This window comes from Actinomyces naeslundii (assembly GCF_001956585.1).
In the GTDB taxonomy this organism is placed as follows: Bacteria; Actinomycetota; Actinomycetes; order Actinomycetales; family Actinomycetaceae; genus Actinomyces; species Actinomyces naeslundii.
Genome location: NZ_MSRR01000009.1, coordinates 142,818 through 161,607, shown reverse-complemented (window position 1 = coordinate 161,607; position 18,790 = coordinate 142,818). Strand labels below are relative to the sequence as shown.

10 protein-coding genes are annotated in these 18,790 nt (G+C 67.5%); 6 read left to right on the top strand and 4 right to left on the bottom strand.

The genetic code is table 11. The features are described 5' to 3' along the window. Positions 1-97: 97 nt before the first annotated feature. Positions 98-2,680 (bottom strand): DEAD/DEAH box helicase, encoded by a 2,583-nt coding sequence (locus BKH33_RS05355; RefSeq protein WP_076142626.1) that lies wholly within the window; start codon positions 2,678-2,680, stop codon positions 98-100. A gap of 144 nt (positions 2,681-2,824) precedes the next feature. Here BKH33_RS05355 and BKH33_RS05350 point away from each other — a divergent pair, with 144 nt between their 5' ends. The 3 genes from BKH33_RS05350 to BKH33_RS05340 all read left to right on the top strand — a co-directional run bounded on the left by BKH33_RS05350 (position 2,825) and on the right by BKH33_RS05340 (position 8,232). After that, positions 2,825-6,061, top strand: a complete 3,237-nt coding sequence (locus tag BKH33_RS05350; RefSeq protein WP_003782996.1) for a DEAD/DEAH box helicase — start codon at positions 2,825-2,827, stop codon at positions 6,059-6,061. 232 nt (positions 6,062-6,293) lie between these two features. Further along, the gene (locus BKH33_RS05345; RefSeq protein WP_076142625.1) at positions 6,294-7,532 is read left to right on the top strand and encodes a sensor histidine kinase; all 1,239 of its coding nucleotides are present in this window, start codon (positions 6,294-6,296) and stop codon (positions 7,530-7,532) included. Positions 7,533-7,566: 34 nt separating this feature from the next. After that, positions 7,567-8,232, top strand: coding sequence for a response regulator transcription factor (locus BKH33_RS05340; RefSeq protein WP_003780160.1), 666 nt, complete (start codon positions 7,567-7,569; stop codon positions 8,230-8,232). Positions 8,233-8,347: 115 nt separating this feature from the next. Here the strand turns inward: BKH33_RS05340 and BKH33_RS05335 are convergent, their stop codons facing one another. The 3 genes from BKH33_RS05335 to BKH33_RS05325 form a co-directional block, all read right to left on the bottom strand. Further along, positions 8,348-10,078 carry an alpha/beta hydrolase gene (locus BKH33_RS05335; protein WP_043538569.1) on the bottom strand — a complete coding sequence of 577 codons (1,731 nt, stop codon included), beginning with the start codon at positions 10,076-10,078 and terminating at the stop codon, positions 8,348-8,350. 356 nt (positions 10,079-10,434) lie between these two features. Then, positions 10,435-12,219: a M20/M25/M40 family metallo-hydrolase gene (locus BKH33_RS05330; protein WP_003780126.1), complete on the bottom strand. Its 1,785-nt coding sequence runs from the start codon at positions 12,217-12,219 to the stop codon at positions 10,435-10,437. Between the two features lie 140 nt (positions 12,220-12,359). Beyond that, a complete protein-coding gene (locus BKH33_RS05325; RefSeq protein ID WP_043538570.1) occupies positions 12,360-13,952 on the bottom strand; it encodes a serine hydrolase domain-containing protein in 1,593 nt (530 codons plus the stop codon). Between the two features lie 487 nt (positions 13,953-14,439). Between BKH33_RS05325 and BKH33_RS05320 the strand changes: the two genes are divergently transcribed. From BKH33_RS05320 to BKH33_RS05310, 3 genes are all read left to right on the top strand, one after another. Next, entirely contained in the window at positions 14,440-15,333 is an 894-nt protein-coding gene (locus BKH33_RS05320; protein WP_050998454.1) for a PDDEXK family nuclease, read from the top strand. A gap of 555 nt (positions 15,334-15,888) precedes the next feature. Further along, complete coding sequence (locus BKH33_RS05315) at positions 15,889-17,874, top strand: ribonucleoside triphosphate reductase (RefSeq protein ID WP_076142624.1); 1,986 nt, start codon at positions 15,889-15,891, stop codon at positions 17,872-17,874. 175 nt (positions 17,875-18,049) lie between these two features. Beyond that, positions 18,050-18,760 carry an anaerobic ribonucleoside-triphosphate reductase activating protein gene (locus BKH33_RS05310; protein ID WP_050998455.1) on the top strand — a complete coding sequence of 237 codons (711 nt, stop codon included), beginning with the start codon at positions 18,050-18,052 and terminating at the stop codon, positions 18,758-18,760. Positions 18,761-18,790: the final 30 nt, after the last annotated feature.

Here is an 18,790-nt window from a genome sequence, read left to right as displayed (position 1 = left end):
GAACGTATCAGTCTCACGCTACGTGAGGGCGAGCATCTCATGAATACGAAGGCGAGTGTCTTATGAATTTATGTTCATGCCCGAGCACTGAGCAGCCTCATGGTGCGTGAGGGCCGGTGGCCGGCGCCGCCTCGAGCAGGAGCCGCAGCAGGGCGGCCGCCCCGGCCTTGTCCAGGGGCTCGTTGTTGTTGCCGCACTTGGGCGACTGCACGCACGAGGGGCAGCCGCTCGCGCACCCGCAGCCCTCGATGACGGCGAGCGTCGCCGCCAGCCATTCGCGCCCGGCCCGGTAACCGCGCTCGGCGAAGCCCGCCCCGCCGGCGTGCCCGTCGTGGACGAACACGGTGGGCGCCCCCGTCTGCGGGTGCGCTGCGGTTGACAGCCCGCCGATGTCCCAGCGGTCGCAGGTCGCCAGCAGCGGCAGCATCCCGATGCTCGCGTGCTCGGCCGCGTGCAGGGCGCCGGGCAGGTCGGTGGGCTCCAGGCCCGCCGCCTCGCAGGTCTCCTGCGGGATCGTCCACCACACGGCGGCGGTGGGCAGCACGTGCTCGTCCATCTCAAGGGCGTGCTGGGAGACGACCTCCCCGCCGGGCAGCGCCATCCGCTGGTAGCCGGTCACCTGGCTGGTGACCTCCACTGACCCGAAGGACCAGGTGATCGCCGCAGCTCCGGGAGCCTCCCGCCCGTCGTCGGCCGTGTGCGCTGACGGCTCAGGGACGTCGTCGAGCCGATCCCCGCCCCCGACCGGCCGGCCCCAGACCTGCTGCTCGCGCTCGGCGATGATGCGCACGCTCGAACGCGACCGGGCCCGCGTGCGGTAGCCGACCGCCGCCCGCTGCCGCACGAGTGCGACGTCGTCGGCCAGCTCCTCGACCACGTAGACGCGCCCCTGGTGGACGTAGACCGCGCCCTCGTGGACGGTGGAGTCGGCGGCCGCGCCGTCAACCGTGCCGATGACCGCGCCGGTGTCGGCCTCCACCACCGGCACCTCGGGCGGCCCGTCGCCGCGCAGGGAGGTGAGGTCCTGGGGCCGGCCGGGCAGGTTGACGTTCCAGAACCAGCCCGTGGGTCGACGCCGCAGCGCGCCCCGGCTCTCCAGCTCGCGCAGCAGGGCGTCATCGGGCAGGCCGAACAGGGCCAGGTCCTCGGCCCTCAGGGGAGCCTCGGAGGCGGCGGCGCACAGGTGCGGCGCGAGCACGTAGGGGTTGGCCGGGTCGAAGACCGTGGCCTCGGGGGCGGCGAAGACCGCCTCGGGGTGGTGCACCAGGTAGGCGTCCAGCGGGTTGTCGGAGGCGATGAGGACGGCGAGTCCGCGGCTGCCGGCACGTCCGGCCCGGCCCGCCTGCTGCCCCAGCGAAACGCGCGTGCCCGGCCATCCGGCGATGAGGACCGCGTCCAGCCCGGTGACGTCGATGCCCAGCTCCAGGGCGTTGGTAGTGGCCAGGGCGCGCAGCCGGCCTGAGCGCAGGTCTGCCTCCAGGGCCCGGCGCTCCTCGGGCAGGTAGCCGCCGCGGTAGGCCGAGACCGTGCCGATGAGCTCGGGCAGCGAGAGCCCCAGTGTGTGGCGGGCCCGCTCGGCCACGATCTCCGCCGAGCGACGAGAGCGCACGAACACCAGCGCCCGGGCGCCTACGCTCAGCAGGTCCACGAGCAGCTCGGCGGCCTCGACGACGGCGCTGCGCCGCGCCGAGGGGTCCTCGCCCGGGTCGCCTGAGTCCGGTTCGGCCGCACGGGCCGAGTCCTGGGCCGGATCGACGTCGGGCGCAGGCAGCATCCAGGGGTCGCGCAGCGCAGGCTGCCACAGGGCCAGGGTGCGCTCCCCGGCGGGTGCGCCGTCGTCGGTGACGGCCACGACGTCGTCGGGCTCGGCGCCGATGAGTCGGGCCGCGGTGAGGGCCGGCTCGGCTGCCGTCGCCGAGGCGCACAGGACGATCGGTTGCGGGCCGCGCGGGCGCAGGCGCGCCACGAGCCGCAGGAGGCGGCGCAGCACGAGGGCGACGTGCGCCCCCAGGATCCCGCGGTATGCGTGGCACTCGTCGATGACGACGTAGCGCAGGCCCCGCAGGAGACGGGTCCAGCGCTCGTGGCCCGGCAGCAGGGAGAAGTGGAGGAAGTCGGGGTTGGTCAGGACGACGTCGGCATGGGCACGCACCCAGTCTCGCTCGGGCAGGGGTGTGTCGCCGTCGCAGGTGCCGGTGCGCACCGTGCGCAGGGAGCCCGTGGGGGTGCCGGCCTCGCGCTGGACTGCCTCGAGCTCGCCGATGAGCCGGCCCAGGGAGGCTGCCTGGTCGGCGGCGAGCGCCTTGGTGGGGGAGAGGTAGAGGGTGGTGGGGCGCCGGCCGTGGGCGGAGATGCGCGAGTCGGCGCCGGGGGACTGGGCCGCTAGGACGTCGGAGAGCGCCGGCAGCCAGGCGGCCAGGGACTTGCCCGATCCGGTGCCGGTGGCCAGAACCGTGTGGTGGCCGGCGTGGGCGGAGCGCGCGGCGGCGACCTGGTGCGTCCAGGGGCGTTCGACGCCGATGCGGCGGTAGGCGGCCACGAGGTCGGGGTCCGCCCACTCGGGCCAATCGGAGTGGCGGCCGGGGCGGGCCGGGGTGCGTTGGAGATGGACGAGCCGGCCGTCGCGCCCGCCGATGGACTCCAGGAGCCCGGTGAGGTCGCGTCTGGTCCCGTCTGCCATGGGGCACAGTGTGCACCACCGGTGGCCGTCGGCGTCCGACTCGCCTCCGCCGGTGTCCGGGCCCGAGCGCGGTGATCCCTCCTCGCCAGAAGTATCCCGTGCAAATCATCCACTCGAACTGCTGCGACCTGGCAGAATCCTCCCATGGGAATGAATACTTCCTCCGAGACTCGTCAGCGGATCCTGCAGTACTGGTGGATGCTGGAGCTATTCAGCCCACAAATTGTGAAAGAGTCAAGAGGTGGTCGGTGGGTCGACTGGAGGATGGGGAACTCTCTGCCCTGGCATACCTTGGCTCCACCTGAGTCGGCGGGAAAGACGCCTATGAAATGGCAACATACTGTCTACTTTGGCGTGTACGACCTCGATAGGGTCTATGAGGGCCTGCACGACTTCTTCGGAGAGGATCCTGACGCCTACGATGAACGTACGGCCGGTCTCAGTGCCTGTTCGGCGATCGTCCTAGATGAGGATGGAAGTCTCTTGGCTGAATCAGCGACGCTTTCCTCTGCGTTATGGGCTATGGCTCAGGTCAGCATTACGGGTGAGACACCGAGGTCACTGTGGGCTAACGAATTCTATCAGGTGTCTGAGATATTCAAGGATAGGGTGGCTGCTTTTAAGGAAAGTCGTCAGGCGGTCATTGGTGCTGGAGATTTCTCGATCCTGGACGAGATGTCGTTGCTGGAGCTGCTAAATATATCTCATCAGGTTTCTGGGGTGGCTAGGGTACCTAAACTCGCTAGTTCACGTATCATTATCTCATCTGTGGCTGTATCCCGTCGTCGTACCGACGATGCTGCTGCCAACATCGACTTTCTCAACAGTTTCTTCCTTGAGGATCTTGCAGGAGTCATGGCGGGGATATCGGATGGGGACTGCCCGCCGGCACTGTCTGAGTACCTGACCGCCGACGCCAACCTTCCCGTAGGGCGGAGGAAGGACGTCATCAGGGACAACACCGTTGCCGACGCCGGAGTCCGGGTTGACAGGTTGCCGAAAGGTCGGTGGCCCTCCAATACTGAGCACGGCCTGGCGTTGCGTCAGCAGTTCGCCGTCAACCGGGCCTTGGATGATCTGCCTGATGCAGGTGGGCTGATGGGAGTCAACGGACCTCCCGGTACCGGCAAGACAACGATGCTGCGCGACATCCTGGCCGGCAATGTTGTTGAACGCGCGCGGCGCCTCGCTGACTTGAAGAGTCCTGGGGATGCATTCACTGAAACTACATACCGATGGAGAACTGGTGGTGAACATTGGTGCAAAGTCAGGCAACTGCGTTCCGAACTCACTGGATTCGAGATGGTTATCGCTTCAGCGAACAATGCCGCCGTTGAGAACATCAGCGTTGAGATTCCCGCCCTTGGTGCGATCGATGGCAAATGGCGGGAAGACGCCGACTATTTTGCTGACATTGCCTCTGCGGCTCTGGCGGCCTTGGATGTCGGGGAACGGAAACGTGAGGATGCTGAGAGAACGGAGCGGAAGGCCTGGGGCCTGGTGGTGGCCAGATTAGGTAGTAAGCAGAATCGAAAAGCTTTTCGTGAAGCCTTCTGGTTCGACGTCACAGACGGGAACGGGAAACGCGTTCCGGGAACTGCTCCGCGCATGCAGACGCGTCTGAATCAGTGGCGTGACGGAAAGGTGCCATATAAGAGTTGGTCGCAGGCACGAGAAGACTTCCGTCGGGCCGAGCGACGAGTCGACGAGCTCCTCGCTCAGCGGGAAGCGGCTCAGTGGCGTATGGAGCGTCTCAAGGATGCCCTCATGGAGGAGCTGGAACTCGCAGCGCAGGCTCAGCGCCTTGCGTTGGAGGCTGCCAAGGCTGCGGACGAGAGTTGGGGGTATGCGAATGTCATCGAGCGTGCGCAGGCGGAGTACTCCGAGGCTGGCAGCATCCGGAACCGGCACGCGGAGATCAAGCCCGGGGTGCTTGAGACGCTCTTCACCTTGGGGCGAGCTGCTCGCGAGTGGAGGGAACGGTTGGAGCCACTCGAGGAGAAGCTGCGGACGGCGGAGCAGAACTGGCAGCGGGTGCGCCAGCATGCGCAGTACCTCGACGAGCGGGCGCGGCACATCTCTGGCGAGCTGGCAAGCGCTGAGAATCGATGCAAGCGCCTTTCCCAGGAAGTGGCTGATCTGCGCTGGCAAGTGGCTGAGGACCGTGAGCACTATGGGCGCGGGTACCCGGATGAGAGGCGGGATAGAGAGGACCGCGAGAAGTATGCCCCATGGCTCGACGCAGAGCTCGATGCGGCTCGGTCTGACCTGTTCCTGGCAGCGCTGAGGCTCCATGAGGACTTCCTTGCCAATGCGGCCGGAGATATGGTGAAGGGGTTGCGTGCGGCTATTGAGGTAGTTGCTGGTGCTCACCCTCGTGGTCTAGAGCCGGAAAAGATACGCGCAGCGTGGCAGATCTTCTTCCTGGCTGTGCCGATGGTTTCGACGACCTTCGCCTCCTTCGGCCGTTTATTCACGGGACTTGGTCCTGAGTCTCTCGGATGGTTGCTCATTGATGAGGCTGGACAAATATGCCCGCAGGGCGCGGTTGGAGGGATCTGGCGATCCCGGCGGGTCATCGTCGTCGGTGACCCATTGCAACTGCAGCCGGTAGTGACGATGCCGCGCAAGGCTCAGTATGACATCGCAGCTGCGTTCGGTGTCTCATCGGTCTGGATTCCGCCGCAAGCCTCGGTCCAGACTCTTGCTGATCGCATTTCGCGCTATGGAACCACTTTGTGCCACGGAGAGAAACCCATGTGGGTGAGTGCACCACTGACAGTGCATCGCCGATGTGACGATCCGATGTTCAGGCTGTGCAATGAGATCGCTTATGGGGGTATGATGGTTAGCGGTGTTCACCATTATCTTGATAATAGTGATCATCCAGATCTATTTCTCCTTGAAGGGCCTCGGGGGTTGAGAGTCCCAGCAAGTCAATGGCTTGATGTCCGGGAGATTCCATCCTGTACGCATCTTCAGAAGAATCAAATGAAACTATTACGTCGTCTGCTTGACGATCTTCGAGGGCGCGAAATTAAAATGTCGCAGATTATTGCCATCTCGCCGTTCCGAGTGGTGGCTAACGAGTTGGAGTCCCTCGCGAGGAGTTATCCCGGGTTGTGTGGCGGTACGATTCATACCGCCCAGGGCCGGGAGGCGGATGTGGTCTTCCTGATTTTGGGAGGGAAGCCCGACGCTCCTGGGGCGAAGGCCTGGGCCTCGTCGACCGTCAATCTCGTCAATGTCGCCGCGAGCCGAGCGAAGCGTCGTCTCTACGTTATCGGTGACCGCACCGCCTGGGTGCAGTATCCGTATTTCGCGGACCTCGCCTCTGCACTCGCCCCGGAGCCTCAGCAGGCCGTGGATACGGTGGGCTGAACGAGAGCACCGACAGGACTGGAAGGCGCAAGGTGTCGTTGGAGATCCAGTGAGACACCGTTCTCCGATTGCCTGCACCCCGGTTGTCGTGGTCCTACCTTATGTCTCCCGTTCGAGGGGTAAAGGGTACGAACGTGACACCCACCCCACGGCCACGCGCGGCTGACGATGACGAACGGCCTCCCCCACCTGGGGGAGGCTCCCGCGCAGGCGCCCTCAGTAGGGTCGGCCCATGTCCGACGCCTCCGTCTCCTCCAGCACGCACGCCCGCAAGGTGCAGATCCTCGTCTGGAGCGGCACCGCCTCGATCACCGTGGTGCAGACGCTGCTCGCCCTGATTGTGTACCTCAAGCTGGAAGGCGGCTCCACGGTTGTGCCGGGCCTGGACCGCTGGCAGGTGTTGTATGCCGGACACGTACTCATCTCCCTGACCTGTCTTCTCCTCCTCATCCCGGTCCTCAGAGGACCCCGCCCGTCGTTGTCGATCCTTATCGTCTTCCTGGGGCTCATCCCCACCTGGCCGCAGGTGGCGGCTTCTGTGTCTGCGACCGTCATCGGCATGCGTAAAGGGGCGAAAGCGATACCGGTCGTGGTGGCCGTCATGGTCGTGGGTGTGTCCATGTCTCCGCTCCTCAATCCGATTCGCGAAGAGGCCACGCTATCGGCCGTCGCCTCATACGCAGTCAGTAGTCTCCCGATCTGCATCGTCTGCGTCATGCTGGGCGTCAACCTGCAGGCCCGTGAGGAGCTGCTGCGCTCGGCCTCCCGCGAGGCCCGCCTCATCCGCACCACGCAGGAGGCGCGCATCGCCCAGAGCCGCGCCGAGGAACGCGCCCGCATCTCCCGCGAGATGCACGACTCCCTCGCCCACCGCCTCTCCCTGGTCTCCCTCCACGCCGGCGCGCTTCAGACCCGCACCGACCTGGATCTGGGCAGCGTCAGCAAGATCGCGGGCAGCATCCACACCCTCGCCGCCGACTCCGGACGCGAGCTGCGCCAGATCCTCGCTGTCCTGCATGACGACGGTTCCGCTGACGGCGCCCGCGCCACCTGGTCCGATGTCGAGGACGTCCTGTCCTGGGAGCGGGAGGCCGGCCAGGAGATCGAACTGCACCTGGCCGGGTCCTGGGCGGATTTCTTCGAGGCCGCCGACGCCCGCAGCCGACACGCGGTCCTGCGCACCATCGAGGAGCTGCTCACCAACGCCCGCCGCCACGGAACCGGCGGCGTGGTGCGGCTCGACTGTGAGGTCGAGGCCTCCGACGGTCCCGGCGACGACGGCGCAGCCCTCGTGGTGCGGTGCGTCAATGACTGCCCGTCCACGCCTCGGCCGGCGGCGCCCGGCGGCGGCCTGGGCCTGGAGGGTCTGCGCGAGCGGCTGCGGCTTCTCGGTGGCGAGCTGCACGTCTCGCAGCGCACAGAGCAGTTCATCGTCATGGCTGCTGTCCCCGCCCACCCCGACGTACAGTAGCCTCCCAGGTAGTTGAACAAGCAAAGGAATCGGCATGGACTCACCGCAGCGCCGTGTACGTGTTGTCATCGTTGACGACGATGCCCTCGTGCGCGCCGCCTTGCGTCTCGTCCTCGAGGGCGACTCCGGCGTCACGGTCCTTGGCGAGGGGGCCGACGGGCGCAGCGGCTACGACGCGGCGCGCAGTCTGCGCCCCGACGTCGTCCTCATGGACCTGCACATGCCCGGCACCGACGGCGTCTGGGCCACCGCCCAGATCGCCGCCGACTGCCCTGACACCAAGGTTCTCGTGCTGACCGCCTTCGACACCGACGCGATGGTCGCCGCCGCCCTACGCGCCGGCGCCACCGGCTTCCTGCTCAAGGACAGCGCCCCCGAGATCATCTTCCGCGCCGTGCACGCCGCCGCCGACGGCCAGCGGGCCTTCTCCGGCTCCGTCCTGGACCGGCTCGTCGAGGCCGCCGTCGAGGCCACCCCGCAGCGCCGCGCCTTCCCCGAGACCGTTACCGACCGGGAGCGTCAGGTCGCTCTGCTCGTGGCTCAGGGCCTGGGTAACGGTGAGATCGCCGAGGAGCTCGTCGTCGGTGCCAGCACCGTCAAGACCCACGTCTCCGCCCTGCTGGACAAGTTCGGCGTCACCAACCGGGTCCAGCTCGCCGTCGCCGTGGCCGAGTGCACCGTCGACGACGTCCCTCGCTGAACCTGCTGCCGCCGACCCGACGACACCCACTCCCGCCCAACAGACTGGGACCTCGGACCACTCGCCAGGAGTGAGCCCGAGGCCCCGAAGTGTCCCGCACGTGCGGTGCTGTCCGTCAGCCCTCGGCTCCGCCGGCGGCCTGTTGGGGGCCGGCGTCGCAGGTGGTTCCCTCTGCCGGGACGGTTCCGTTGACGAGGAAGTCGATCATGGCGGCGCCGGCACAGCTGCCGGAGGCGCCATGGCCGTAGCCCTTGACGGTGAGCAGGTGGCCGTTGTCCAGCTGGTCGGTGAGGCTCTGGGCCCAGGGGTAGAGGGTTCGGGAGTCTCCTGTGGTTCCGATGACGAGGATCGGGGCAGATCCCTTGGCATGGGTCTCCTGGGGTGGGGTCTGTGCCCGGTGCCCCCAGCCTCGGCAGTAGGCCTCCATAGCGTTCGAGGTGCCGCCGAAGAAGGGGTAGCTCTTCTTCTCGGCGGCTGACTGCGCGTCCCAGTCGGAGGCGGTGCCGCCCGTGTCCGGGTAGTCGTTGCAGATGACCGCGCCGAACATGACCTCGCTGTTGGCGCTGCTGACCGCCTCCTCGACGGTCGTCTCCGGCGACAGGTCGGGCACGCTCTGCTTCGCTTTCACCATGAGGGTGCCGTCACGCTTGTTCATGGCCGGGTTGAGCATGGCGGTCAGCGCCTCCCAGTCCGGTTTCTCGACGGCGTACTGCTGGACGATGGCGGTGGCGTCTTGCGTGTTGACGGTGACATTGGAGTCCGGCGCGGTGAGGGGATTCTTGTCCAGGCCGTCCACGAAGGTCGTCAGCTGGGCGACCGCCTCGTCCGTGGAGCCGGTCAGGGGGCAGCCGTTCTGGGCCTGGCAATGCTCCACGTATTGGCGCAGGGCACCTTCCTTGAAAGCTACTACCTCGGCGTCGCTGTCGGTCCGGTACCGCGACGGGTTCATGGCCGCGTTCAGGACGGTGCGTCCGACGTGGCCGGGGAAGAGGTCGGCGTAGATGGCTCCGATGTAGGTCCCGTAAGAGGTGCCCAGGTAGTTCAGCTTCGCGTTGCCGTTCGTGGCGCGCAGGATGTCCAGGTCGCGGGCGACGTCGCGGGTGCCGACGTGGTCGAGCAGCTCGGGGACCTCGGAGTGCTGGGCGCATCTGGCGGCGTTGGCCGCGCCCTGGTCGATCTTGTCCTGGGCCGGAACGTTCTTGGAGGTGACGCCTTTAAGCGGCTTCATTGGGTTGGTGCTGCCGTCGTCAGGGGCTGCCAGGGACTGCTTGATCTCGTCATCGGTCCAGCAGGTGATCGGGGTGGACTGTCCGACTCCCCGAGGATCGAATCCGATGATGTCGTAAGCACCGCGAAGCTCCTCGGGCATAGCGGCCGGGTCCTTCACCGTCTCAATGCCGCTGGCGCCGGGGCCTCCTGGGTTGGTGAACAGGGAGCCGTGCTCAGCGTTGCCGTCAGAGGCGGGGAGCTTCTTCAGGGCGATCGTGATGGTGCGGCCATCCGGGTGCTCGTAGTCCAGGGGGACGGTGACCGTCCCGCATTTGAAAGGGGCGCCGTCCGGGCAATCCTGCCAGTCGATGCTCTGGCTGTAGAAGCTCTCCAGCCCTTGGGGAATGTCGCTCTGGGAACCGTCGCTGGAACCGTCGGGGCTGCCGGTGGAGTTGCTGGAGCTGCCGGGGGAACCGCTGGCAGGGGTGCTGGCCTGGGCGGTGGGCGTGGGTGCGGATGTGGGTGGTGTGGTGCTGGCGGCGGAGGCCTGTGGTTGGCAGGCCGTCAGGGCGGTCGACAGCATCAGTGCTGCCAGGACCGCGCCCGCCTTCCGCGCGGCGAGAGGTATCGGTTTCATAGGGTTTCTGCTCCTTGGGGGCTGGAACGTCTTCGGTCTCTACCTGCCGCGGGCAGAGGTGGCCGCGGGCGGCGCGATGCCTCGTGTCCGACTCATTCCCGCTGGTAGGTTTCGCCCGGGCTGCGCCCCCGCGGCGCCCGGACACTTGCGACGTTAAAGGAGCGGCGGTGTCGGTTTCCTCGACCATCGGGAGGATCTTGGAGGCGCCGGTTTGCGACCCCCAGGTAGATGATATTGACCTCCCGGAGGAAAACGGACGAGGTCCGTTTTCGTCCTCCGGGAGGTTGACGCGTCCATACCTTTCGGCACGCGGCAGGCTACGGCCGTACGGTGGGCGTGCTCGCGGCTGCGCCGTCCTAGGCCGTCGCGGTGGCCGGACCTGCAGCGCTGTCGAGAGCGGCGTCAGGTCTGCTGCTGGTCCGCGCGGTGGTGCGCTGGGTGCGTCGGGAACCTGCCTGCAGGAGCACGAGTGCCAGCGGCGCCACCGGCACGATCGCGAAGAACACGGTCGCCCACACCGCGCCGAGGCTGAGCAGCTCGTGGATGAGCAGGACCGTGGGGGCGAAGATCACCACGATGATGAAGGCCGCCAGCGCCCCGACCACCGGCCGCATCCGCTGTGGCGCCAGGGCGGTCAGCGCCAGGGCGAGTGTGGGGAGGACCAGGACGTAGGCAGCGCCGGGCAACAGCACCATGAGCGGGATGCAGGCGGCCGCCAGCAGGAGCAGCACCGCGGCGACGGCCTCCTGCCCGAGCCCCTCCTTCCAGCGCCGCACCACGAAGCGCACGGTGAGCCCAACCCCGATGAGGGCTCCGCCGGCGAACATCCACGGCAGTAGCGGGTTCGGTCCGAGTCCGCTCTCCGGCGCCCACTTCATCGCCATGGCCCCGAGCTGCACCAGCCCCGCCGCGGCGGAGGCGAGTGCGGATCGCCACGTCAGGCCCCACACGGTCCCCAGGACCCGCTTCCAGCGCAGCGACCTGGCCCGCATTGCGACGGCGCCGAGTGCCGCGATGACGGCCAGGCAGCCCAGCCCCGTCCCGACCGCGGCCGGGTAGCGCACCGTCAGCCCCCGCCACAGCTGGAAGAAGTGGAGGTCGCCGTCGGCCGTCAGCGTGGGGGCCTGCCCGTCGAAGGCCCAGGCCCGCGTGAGGCTGAGGACCTGGTCGCCGTAGTGCTGGAGGGTCGAGTGGTCGACGTAGCGCGGGGCGTCGGTGGCGTGGTGGTAGTGCTCGGCCTCTCCGATCGCCGCGATGTTGAGCACCGTGAAGCCCTTGGGGATGAGGACATTCATGTCGGTGCCGTTGGGCATGCGCGCATACAGCGAGGGGAGCAGCGAGCTACTCACGGGCTGCTTCACGTGACTGAGGAAGTAGCCGGCGACGGCGCTGTTGTTCGGAGAGGTCTCGAACATGAATGCCGGGCCGCTCGTGCCGCGGGCCTCGAGGTTGAGGACGAGGTCGACGTTCTCGTAGTCGGCGCGGTGGTGTTGCATCTCGTTGCGGGCGCCGACGAGGCCGATCTCCTCTGCGTCGGTGATGACAATCTTCAGCGAGTTTTCCGGCTGGCGCCCCTCGGCCTTGAGAGCCCGGAGCGTCTCGACGATGGCGGCCACGCCGTAGCCGTCGTCGGATGCCCCGGGAGAGGTGCCGTCGGTGATGTGCTGATGGCCGTTCTCGTCCGCCTCGACCGTGGCCGAGTCGTAGTGGGCCATGAGCGCCATGGTGCGCTCGGACTTCCCCGGCACGTCGACGACGATCGTCTCGGCTGGCGCGTCCTTGACCGCCGCCTGCTGCTCGGTGGACAGCATGTCGAAGGTCTCCTTGTCCTCCGGGATGCTGAAGTCGAACAGTGGGTCGGAGTGCACGGTGGGGGTGTAGCCGAGGTCGGTGAACATGCCGATGACGTCGTTGCGCGCCCGGTCGTGCGCTTCGCGGCGCAGGACACTGTGGGGTTCGTCGGCGAGGCGGTTGATGGAGGCCATGGCGCGCTCGGCGGAGAACGTGGTCGGGTCGGCGGTGGTCGGTGCGGGGGAGGGCAGGATGAGGACGCTCAGGCCCGCCACCAGCCCCAGCAGGGCGGCGATCGGAGCCAGCAGGCGCCGGGAGAGATCGGGTACGGAGAAACGGTGAGTAGTCATGGCAAGGAACCTAGGAACTCGAAAATGACGTGTTGATCGGTCGAGAGGTCGAAGTTGGTGGTCTTCAGGTGGAAGCGGGCGGGGCTCGGCTCCCCCACCTGGGGGAGGGCAACGGTTGAGAAAGCATCGGGTCGGCCGGTTCAGGCCTTGGGCCAGGCGACGAACAGGCAGACGGCGACGAAGGCGACAGTCAGTGCCAGCTGTGTCCAGCCGAGCCAGGCCCGGCGACGTGGCAGGGTGGGCAGGTCCGGCCACAGCGTCATGCCCCGGACGATCCCGTACAGGCCGGGCAGCGACGCCACCGCCAGGATCCAGGTGGGCACGTGCGCCCAGGGCCCCGAGGCCGCGGCCGCCGCCAGGCAGGCGAGGAGTGCGGCCACGCGGCAGATCACCGCCATGCGGCTGGGTGCGCTCGCTGCGCGGGCGGCCGTGTACAGGCCCATGACCAGCGCCAGGATGGTGAAGATGCCGAGGATCATGCCCTGGAGCAGCATCTCGGCCGGCACCGGTAGGTGCGCCGTCGAGATCTTCTGCCCGTCGGTCAGGAGCGTCGCGGCGAGCGCGGCGGCGGTGCCGTCCGTGTTCTGGTCGGTGTAGACCATGACGGCCTTGCCCGACTCCTTGTCGATGGCCAGGTGCGTCATGTACTCCATCGTGGTGCCGCCGTGGCTGATGATCGTGTGCCCGTCGACGACGTCGGTGTACCAGGTGTAGCCGATCTTCTCGCCCGGCAGCTGGAAGCCGGCCAAGACCTCGGCCGGCCACCGCGGCTCCTGGGGGCTGTCACCTCCGGGGGCTGTGCCGGTCAGGACCGCCTGGGCGTAGCGGGTCATGTCCTCCGGGGTGCTCCACACCCCGGCACCGGCCGGGTTGGAGGCCGTGCCGCTGAGCGACTGGCCGCGGCGCCCATTGGCCTGGACCCCGTGGATGGCGCCGTCGGGAATCTCCGACTGGTTGGCGATGAGGGTCGTGTGCTCCATGCCCAGCGGCGTGAAGAGCCGCTCCGAGATGTAGGACTTCCAGGAGTCGGCCCCGGCGGCGCGCTTGAGGGCCTCACCCAGCAGCGAGATGCCCAAGTTGGAGTAGGCGAACTCGCCGCGCTTGCCCATCTCGGTGGTGCGGGTCTTCTCGATGAGCTGGTCGGTGCTGTCGGAGAAGGGGTTGAGCCCCAGGATGTCGCCTCGCAGCGCGAACCAGGTCTGGTCCTGTGAGGGGACGCCCGGGATGCCGGAGCGGTGCGAGGCGACCTCCTCCAGGGTGGCCTCGCCCGCCGGGGTGCCGGCGAGCTCGGGCAGGTGGGTGGACAGCGGGTCGCTCGCCTTGACCTCGCCGCGCGCGACGGCATCGGCCAGGAGCTGGCCGCTGAAGGTCTTGGTGATCGAGCCGATCTCCATGGGGGTGGTGGACGTGTACTGCTGGCCGGAGGCGGCGGTGCCGATGCCGGCGTGGCGGGCGCCCTCGGCGGTGATGACGGAGACGTGGATGCCGCGGGCCTGGTAGTCGTCGGGCAGAAGGCTGATGACCTGCTTGGCCAGGTCCTTGTCTCCCGTGATGGAGGAGGTGTCGGCCTTCGGCGCGTGCGGCCCGACGGCAAAGACCATCAGGGCCAGGCAGACCGCCAGGACCGCGCAGGCCCAGCGGGGCAGGAGGCTGCGCGACCGGATGGGAGACGTGGGTCTGACCTGCTGCGACGGAGGGTGGGAGCGGCGGAGGGGAGAGGTGTCAGTGCTCATGGAGCCAGGTTGTCGGAGCGTGATCGCCCACACGATCCGGCCACCTGGTCGCTCGATGTCGGGTCAGCCCGACAAAAGAATGACGGTCCGCGAGGAGGGCAGGTCGGCGGGGTGACATGGGGCGCCCTGTCCTGATCTGGGTGAGCGCCGGTGACGGGGACGCTGATGAACAACCTCCCATGTGGTTCCGGACGTGCAGAGGGCCTTGGAGCGGTGGGGAGTGTCCATATCGGTGACAAAGGCGGCAACGAGCACTGAGTGTGCTTGATGAAACCGCATGATTCCGAGGTTCGCGTGGCTCGGCGAAAAGTGGTTGGGCTCCTTTGTCTCCGATTTGGACACAATGCTCGGGCTACCAGGGCGTGATGTCTCTGGGGTTGGTGACATGTCGGGTCCTGGAGGCCACAGACTGACGGATGCGCCAGTTGTCCACAGGGCGCCGGCGACCGGGTTGCGCCCACTCCGCAGGTGGGCGGCAATGGGCTCCATGAGCACCTTGGACACAGACCTGCTCGCCGTTGTTCGTGGCTGCTACGGCGCGGTGCGCGTTCGGGACCTTGACCTGTCTCGCACTCAGCGCCGTCATATCGCCTCTCTTGTGAGAGCCGGTGAGCTCATCGACCATGAGCACGGTGTCGTCAGTCTTCCGGGGGTGGAACGTGCCGTCGTTCTGGCGCGTATCCACGGTGGACTTCTCTCCTGTCAGGCCGCTATGCGCTACTACGACCTGCCGGTGACACAAGGGGCCGAACAGGTTCATCTTGTGGTCACGACAGGTAGGCGATTCTCAGTTGTTGGGCGGGAGGTGCTCCATGCAGACCGGCATCGGACTCGGTTATCGCCAACCTCATACCCGGTGCAGTCACTTCCTGAGGCGCTGGCTCGTTTTCTGCGCTGCCACGTTCAGGACGACTCCCCACTCATCGCTCTTGACGCAGCACTTCACGATGAGCGCGTCACTGTCGGACAGGTTCGCGACCTGCTTCGCGGCCCCGGTTCGGCCCGTGCGCTCGCACGGCTCGATCGTGCCAGTGACCGGGCTCGTTCCCCGTTGGAGACGCTGGCGCGAATGGACCTCGAGGCTGCAGGACTGAGCTTCGAGGACGGGGTGGAGATCGAGGGCGTCGGCGAGGTGGACCTGGTGGTTGAGGGATGGGCGGTCGTGGAGCTGGACGGCTACACCTACCACTGCGACGAGTACCAGTTCGGCCTCGACCGATGGCGCGACCGCCGGCTTGTTGCCCGTGGCTTCCTGCCACTGCGCTTCACGAGGAAGGATGTCTACGCGCATCAGGTCGTCCCGGACGTGCAGAGGGCCTTGGAACGGTGGGGAGTGTCCAAATCGGTGACAAAGGCGGTTGCAGGCGCTGAGCGCGCTTGACAAAACCGCATGATTCCGCGGTTCGTGTGGCTCGGCGAAAAGTGGTTGGGCTCCTTTGTCTCCGATTTGGACACGAACCTCCCTCGGAGGGTTTTGCACAGCTCTGGTGATGCCTCTTCTTCGTCGGGGGATAGCAGACGGCCGGCGGCGCAAGTGGATCGTGAAGAGAGCGATCGCGCGCAGGGGTGAGGGTTGCGCTCCCGCCCTCGTCCCAACACGCCGGGCAGGAGTGATCTGGGCCTCATATGTGCTCTCCGGGTGGTCCTGTCGGCTCGCGTTCCAGCTTCGACGGCATCCGCGAGATCGCGCGGGAAGGCGTCGCCTATAGGGACGAAAGTCCTCGCCTCTATCGCAAGATGTTGTGGTTGAGATACAATTAAGACACAAGATGATGTGTCTCATCGATGTGATTTGGGAGTATGGTCGGCACCGGTGCCGCCGACCGGTTGGCTCCCAACAGGCAGTGCTCAGTCACTGACGGCACCCAGAAGGACCGGCCTCATCGACGCTCGACAAGGCCGTGAACAGGAACGAGAAGGACCATCGGAGAGACCCGTGCTCGAGAAGAACCTTGCCTCCACCGCCCCCGCAGCTGACGGCTCGGCGCAGCCGCCGGCCGCCACGCCCGACGCCACCACCGACCCGCACCTGGTGGCCCCCGGCTCGGCCGACTCCGCCGTCGCCCGCGGCGAGCGCCCCATCGTGGACGCCATCGCCACCATCACCGAGTACCTGGACCGCTCCGACTGGCGCGTCAACGCCAATGCCAACCAGGGCTACTCGCTGGGCGGGATGATGCTCAACACCTCCGGCAAGGTCGTCGCCAACTACTGGCTCAGCCAGGTCTACCCGGCGGTCGCCGGCCAGGCCCACCGCAACGCGGACCTCCACATCCACGACCTGGACATGTTCGCCGGCTACTGCGCCGGCTGGTCCCTCAAGGACCTCCTCCAGCAGGGCTTCAACGGCGTCCCCGGCGCCATCGCCGCCGGCCCCGCCAAGCACTTCTCCTCCGCCGTCGGGCAGATCGTCAACTTCCTGGGCACCCTCCAGAACGAGTGGGCCGGTGCCCAGGCCTTCTCCTCCTTCGACACCTACATGGCGCCCTTCGTCCGCCTGGACGACATGACCTACGGGCAGGTCAAGCAGTGCATGCAGGAGCTCATCTTCAACCTCAACGTCCCTTCGCGCTGGGGTACTCAGACGCCCTTCACCAACCTCACCTTCGACTGGACCTGCCCCGCGGACCTGGCCGACGAGCACCCCCTCATCGGCGACGACGTCTGCGACTTCGCCTACGGCGACCTCCAGGCGGAGATGGACCTCATCAACCGCGCCTTCATGGAGGTCATGACCGAGGGCGACGCCGAGGGCCGGGTCTTCACCTTCCCCATCCCCACCTACAACATCACCCGTGACTTCGACTGGGACGCCCCCAACACCGAGCTCCTGTTCACCATGACCGCGAAGTACGGCCTGCCCTACTTCCAGAACTTCATCAACTCCGAGCTCGACCCCGGCATGATCCGCTCCATGTGCTGCCGCCTCCAGCTCGACCTGCGCGAGCTGCTCAAGCGCGGCAACGGTCTGTTCGGCTCGGCCGAGCAGACCGGGTCGGTCGGTGTCGTCACCATCAACATGGCCCGGCTCGGCTACCTCTACGCCGATGACGAGGCCGCCCTGACCGCCCGGCTCGACGAGCTGCTCGAGATCGGCCGCGACACCCTCGAGCTCAAGCGCACCGTCATCCAGCACCACATCGACGCCGGCCTGTTCCCCTTCACCAAGCGGTACCTGGGCACCCTGGACAACCACTTCTCCACCCTGGGCGTCAACGGCATGAACGAGATGGTCCGCAACTTCACCCACGACGCCTACGACCTGACCGACCCGCGCGGCCACGCCATGTGCGTGCGCCTCCTGGACCACGTGCGGGACAAGATGGTCGAGTTCCAGGAGGCCACCGGCCACCTCTACAACCTCGAGGCCACGCCGGCTGAGGGCACCACTTACCGCTTCGCCAAGGAGGACCGCAAGCGCTACCCCGGCATCCTCCAGGCCGGCACGGAGACCAACCCCTACTACACGAACTCCTCCCAGGTCCCCGTGGGCTACACCGACGACCCCTTCGAGGCCCAGGAGATGCAGGAGGAGCTCCAGACCAAGTACACCGGCGGCACCGTCCTGCACCTGTACATGAACGAGCGGATCTCCTCGGCCGCCGCCTGCAAGGAGCTCGTGCGCCGTTCCCTGACCGCCTTCCGCACGCCCTACATCACCATCACTCCGACCTTCTCCATCTGCCCGGTCCACGGATACCTCGTGGGCGAGCACCTGACCTGCGACAAGTGCGCCGAGCTCCACCCGGAGGCCGAGCCGGTCGAGTGCGAGGTGTGGACCCGCGTCATGGGCTACTTCCGTCCGGTGCGCTCGTTCAACATCGGCAAGAAGGGCGAGTACATGGAGCGGCAGATGTTCACCGAGGTCGCCGCCGGCGGCCACGGCCCGGCCGTCTCGCGCCTGAGCGCGGTCAGTGCCTGAGAATCCGCCGGGTCGTCGGGCGCCGTCGGATGATCCGGCGACGGCGCCCGACGACCCGGCGCCATGACGACAAGACGCGAGAGGAGCAGCCGTGACCTCCCTGCCGAGAGGCTCGCAGGCCTCCCCACCCGTTCCGGCGGCGGGGGAGAGCCCCGGCCACCGCCCGGCTGACGACCTGGTGATTGCCGGGCTCGTCCCCATGAGCACGGTCGACTGGCCCGACCACCTGACCGCGACCGTCTTCCTGCAGGGCTGCCCCTGGAACTGCTTCTACTGCCACAACCAGGCCCTCATCCCCGCCCGCACGCCCGGCCAGGTGGCGTGGGAGGAGGTGCGCGCCCTGCTGCGCCGCCGGAGGGGACTGCTCGACGGCGTCGTCCTCACCGGCGGTGAGGCGCTGCGCCAGGACGCCCTGGCCGACGCCGCCCGCGAGGTCATCGACATGGGCTTCCAGGTGGGGCTGCACACGGCCGGGCCCTACCCGCGGCGGCTGCGGGACATGATCGCGTCCGGGCTCGTCGACTGGGTGGGGCTGGACATCAAGGCGCTGCCCGAGCACTACGGGCAGGTGGTCGGCCGGGCGAACGCGGCCGCGAAGGCCTGGGAGAGCCTGGAGGTGCTCATCGAGGCGGCCGATCGCGGCGGGCCGGGCTTCGAGGTGCGCACCACCGTGGTGCCCGGGGACGTGACGGCCGACGACGCCGTCGAGGTGGCCCGGCGGGTGCACGCGGCGGGTGCGCGGGTCTACGCCCTCCAGCAGGCGCGTTCGGAGGGGACGAGCGGCGAGTTCGACGTCGTGGCGCCCGGCTGGGACGGGGTGTGCGAGCGCATGGCCGAGCGCATCGAGGCCCTGGGCTGGGACCGCTTCACCTACCGCCCGGCATAGGGCGGCTCGTGTGGGGAGCGGTGTCCATGG

Bases quoted from the DNA above. Each gene is read 5' to 3' on its own strand.
- BKH33_RS05355 (WP_076142626.1), bottom strand. From the start codon at position 2,680: ATGGCAGACGGGACCAGACGCGACCTCACCGGGCTCCTGGAGTCCATC.
- BKH33_RS05350 (WP_003782996.1), top strand. From the start codon at position 2,825: ATGGGAATGAATACTTCCTCCGAGACTCGTCAGCGGATCCTGCAGTAC.
- BKH33_RS05345 (WP_076142625.1), top strand. From the start codon at position 6,294: ATGTCCGACGCCTCCGTCTCCTCCAGCACGCACGCCCGCAAGGTGCAG.
- BKH33_RS05340 (WP_003780160.1), top strand. From the start codon at position 7,567: ATGGACTCACCGCAGCGCCGTGTACGTGTTGTCATCGTTGACGACGAT.
- BKH33_RS05335 (WP_043538569.1), bottom strand. From the start codon at position 10,078: ATGAAACCGATACCTCTCGCCGCGCGGAAGGCGGGCGCGGTCCTGGCA.
- BKH33_RS05330 (WP_003780126.1), bottom strand. From the start codon at position 12,219: ATGACTACTCACCGTTTCTCCGTACCCGATCTCTCCCGGCGCCTGCTG.
- BKH33_RS05325 (WP_043538570.1), bottom strand. From the start codon at position 13,952: ATGAGCACTGACACCTCTCCCCTCCGCCGCTCCCACCCTCCGTCGCAG.
- BKH33_RS05320 (WP_050998454.1), top strand. From the start codon at position 14,440: ATGAGCACCTTGGACACAGACCTGCTCGCCGTTGTTCGTGGCTGCTAC.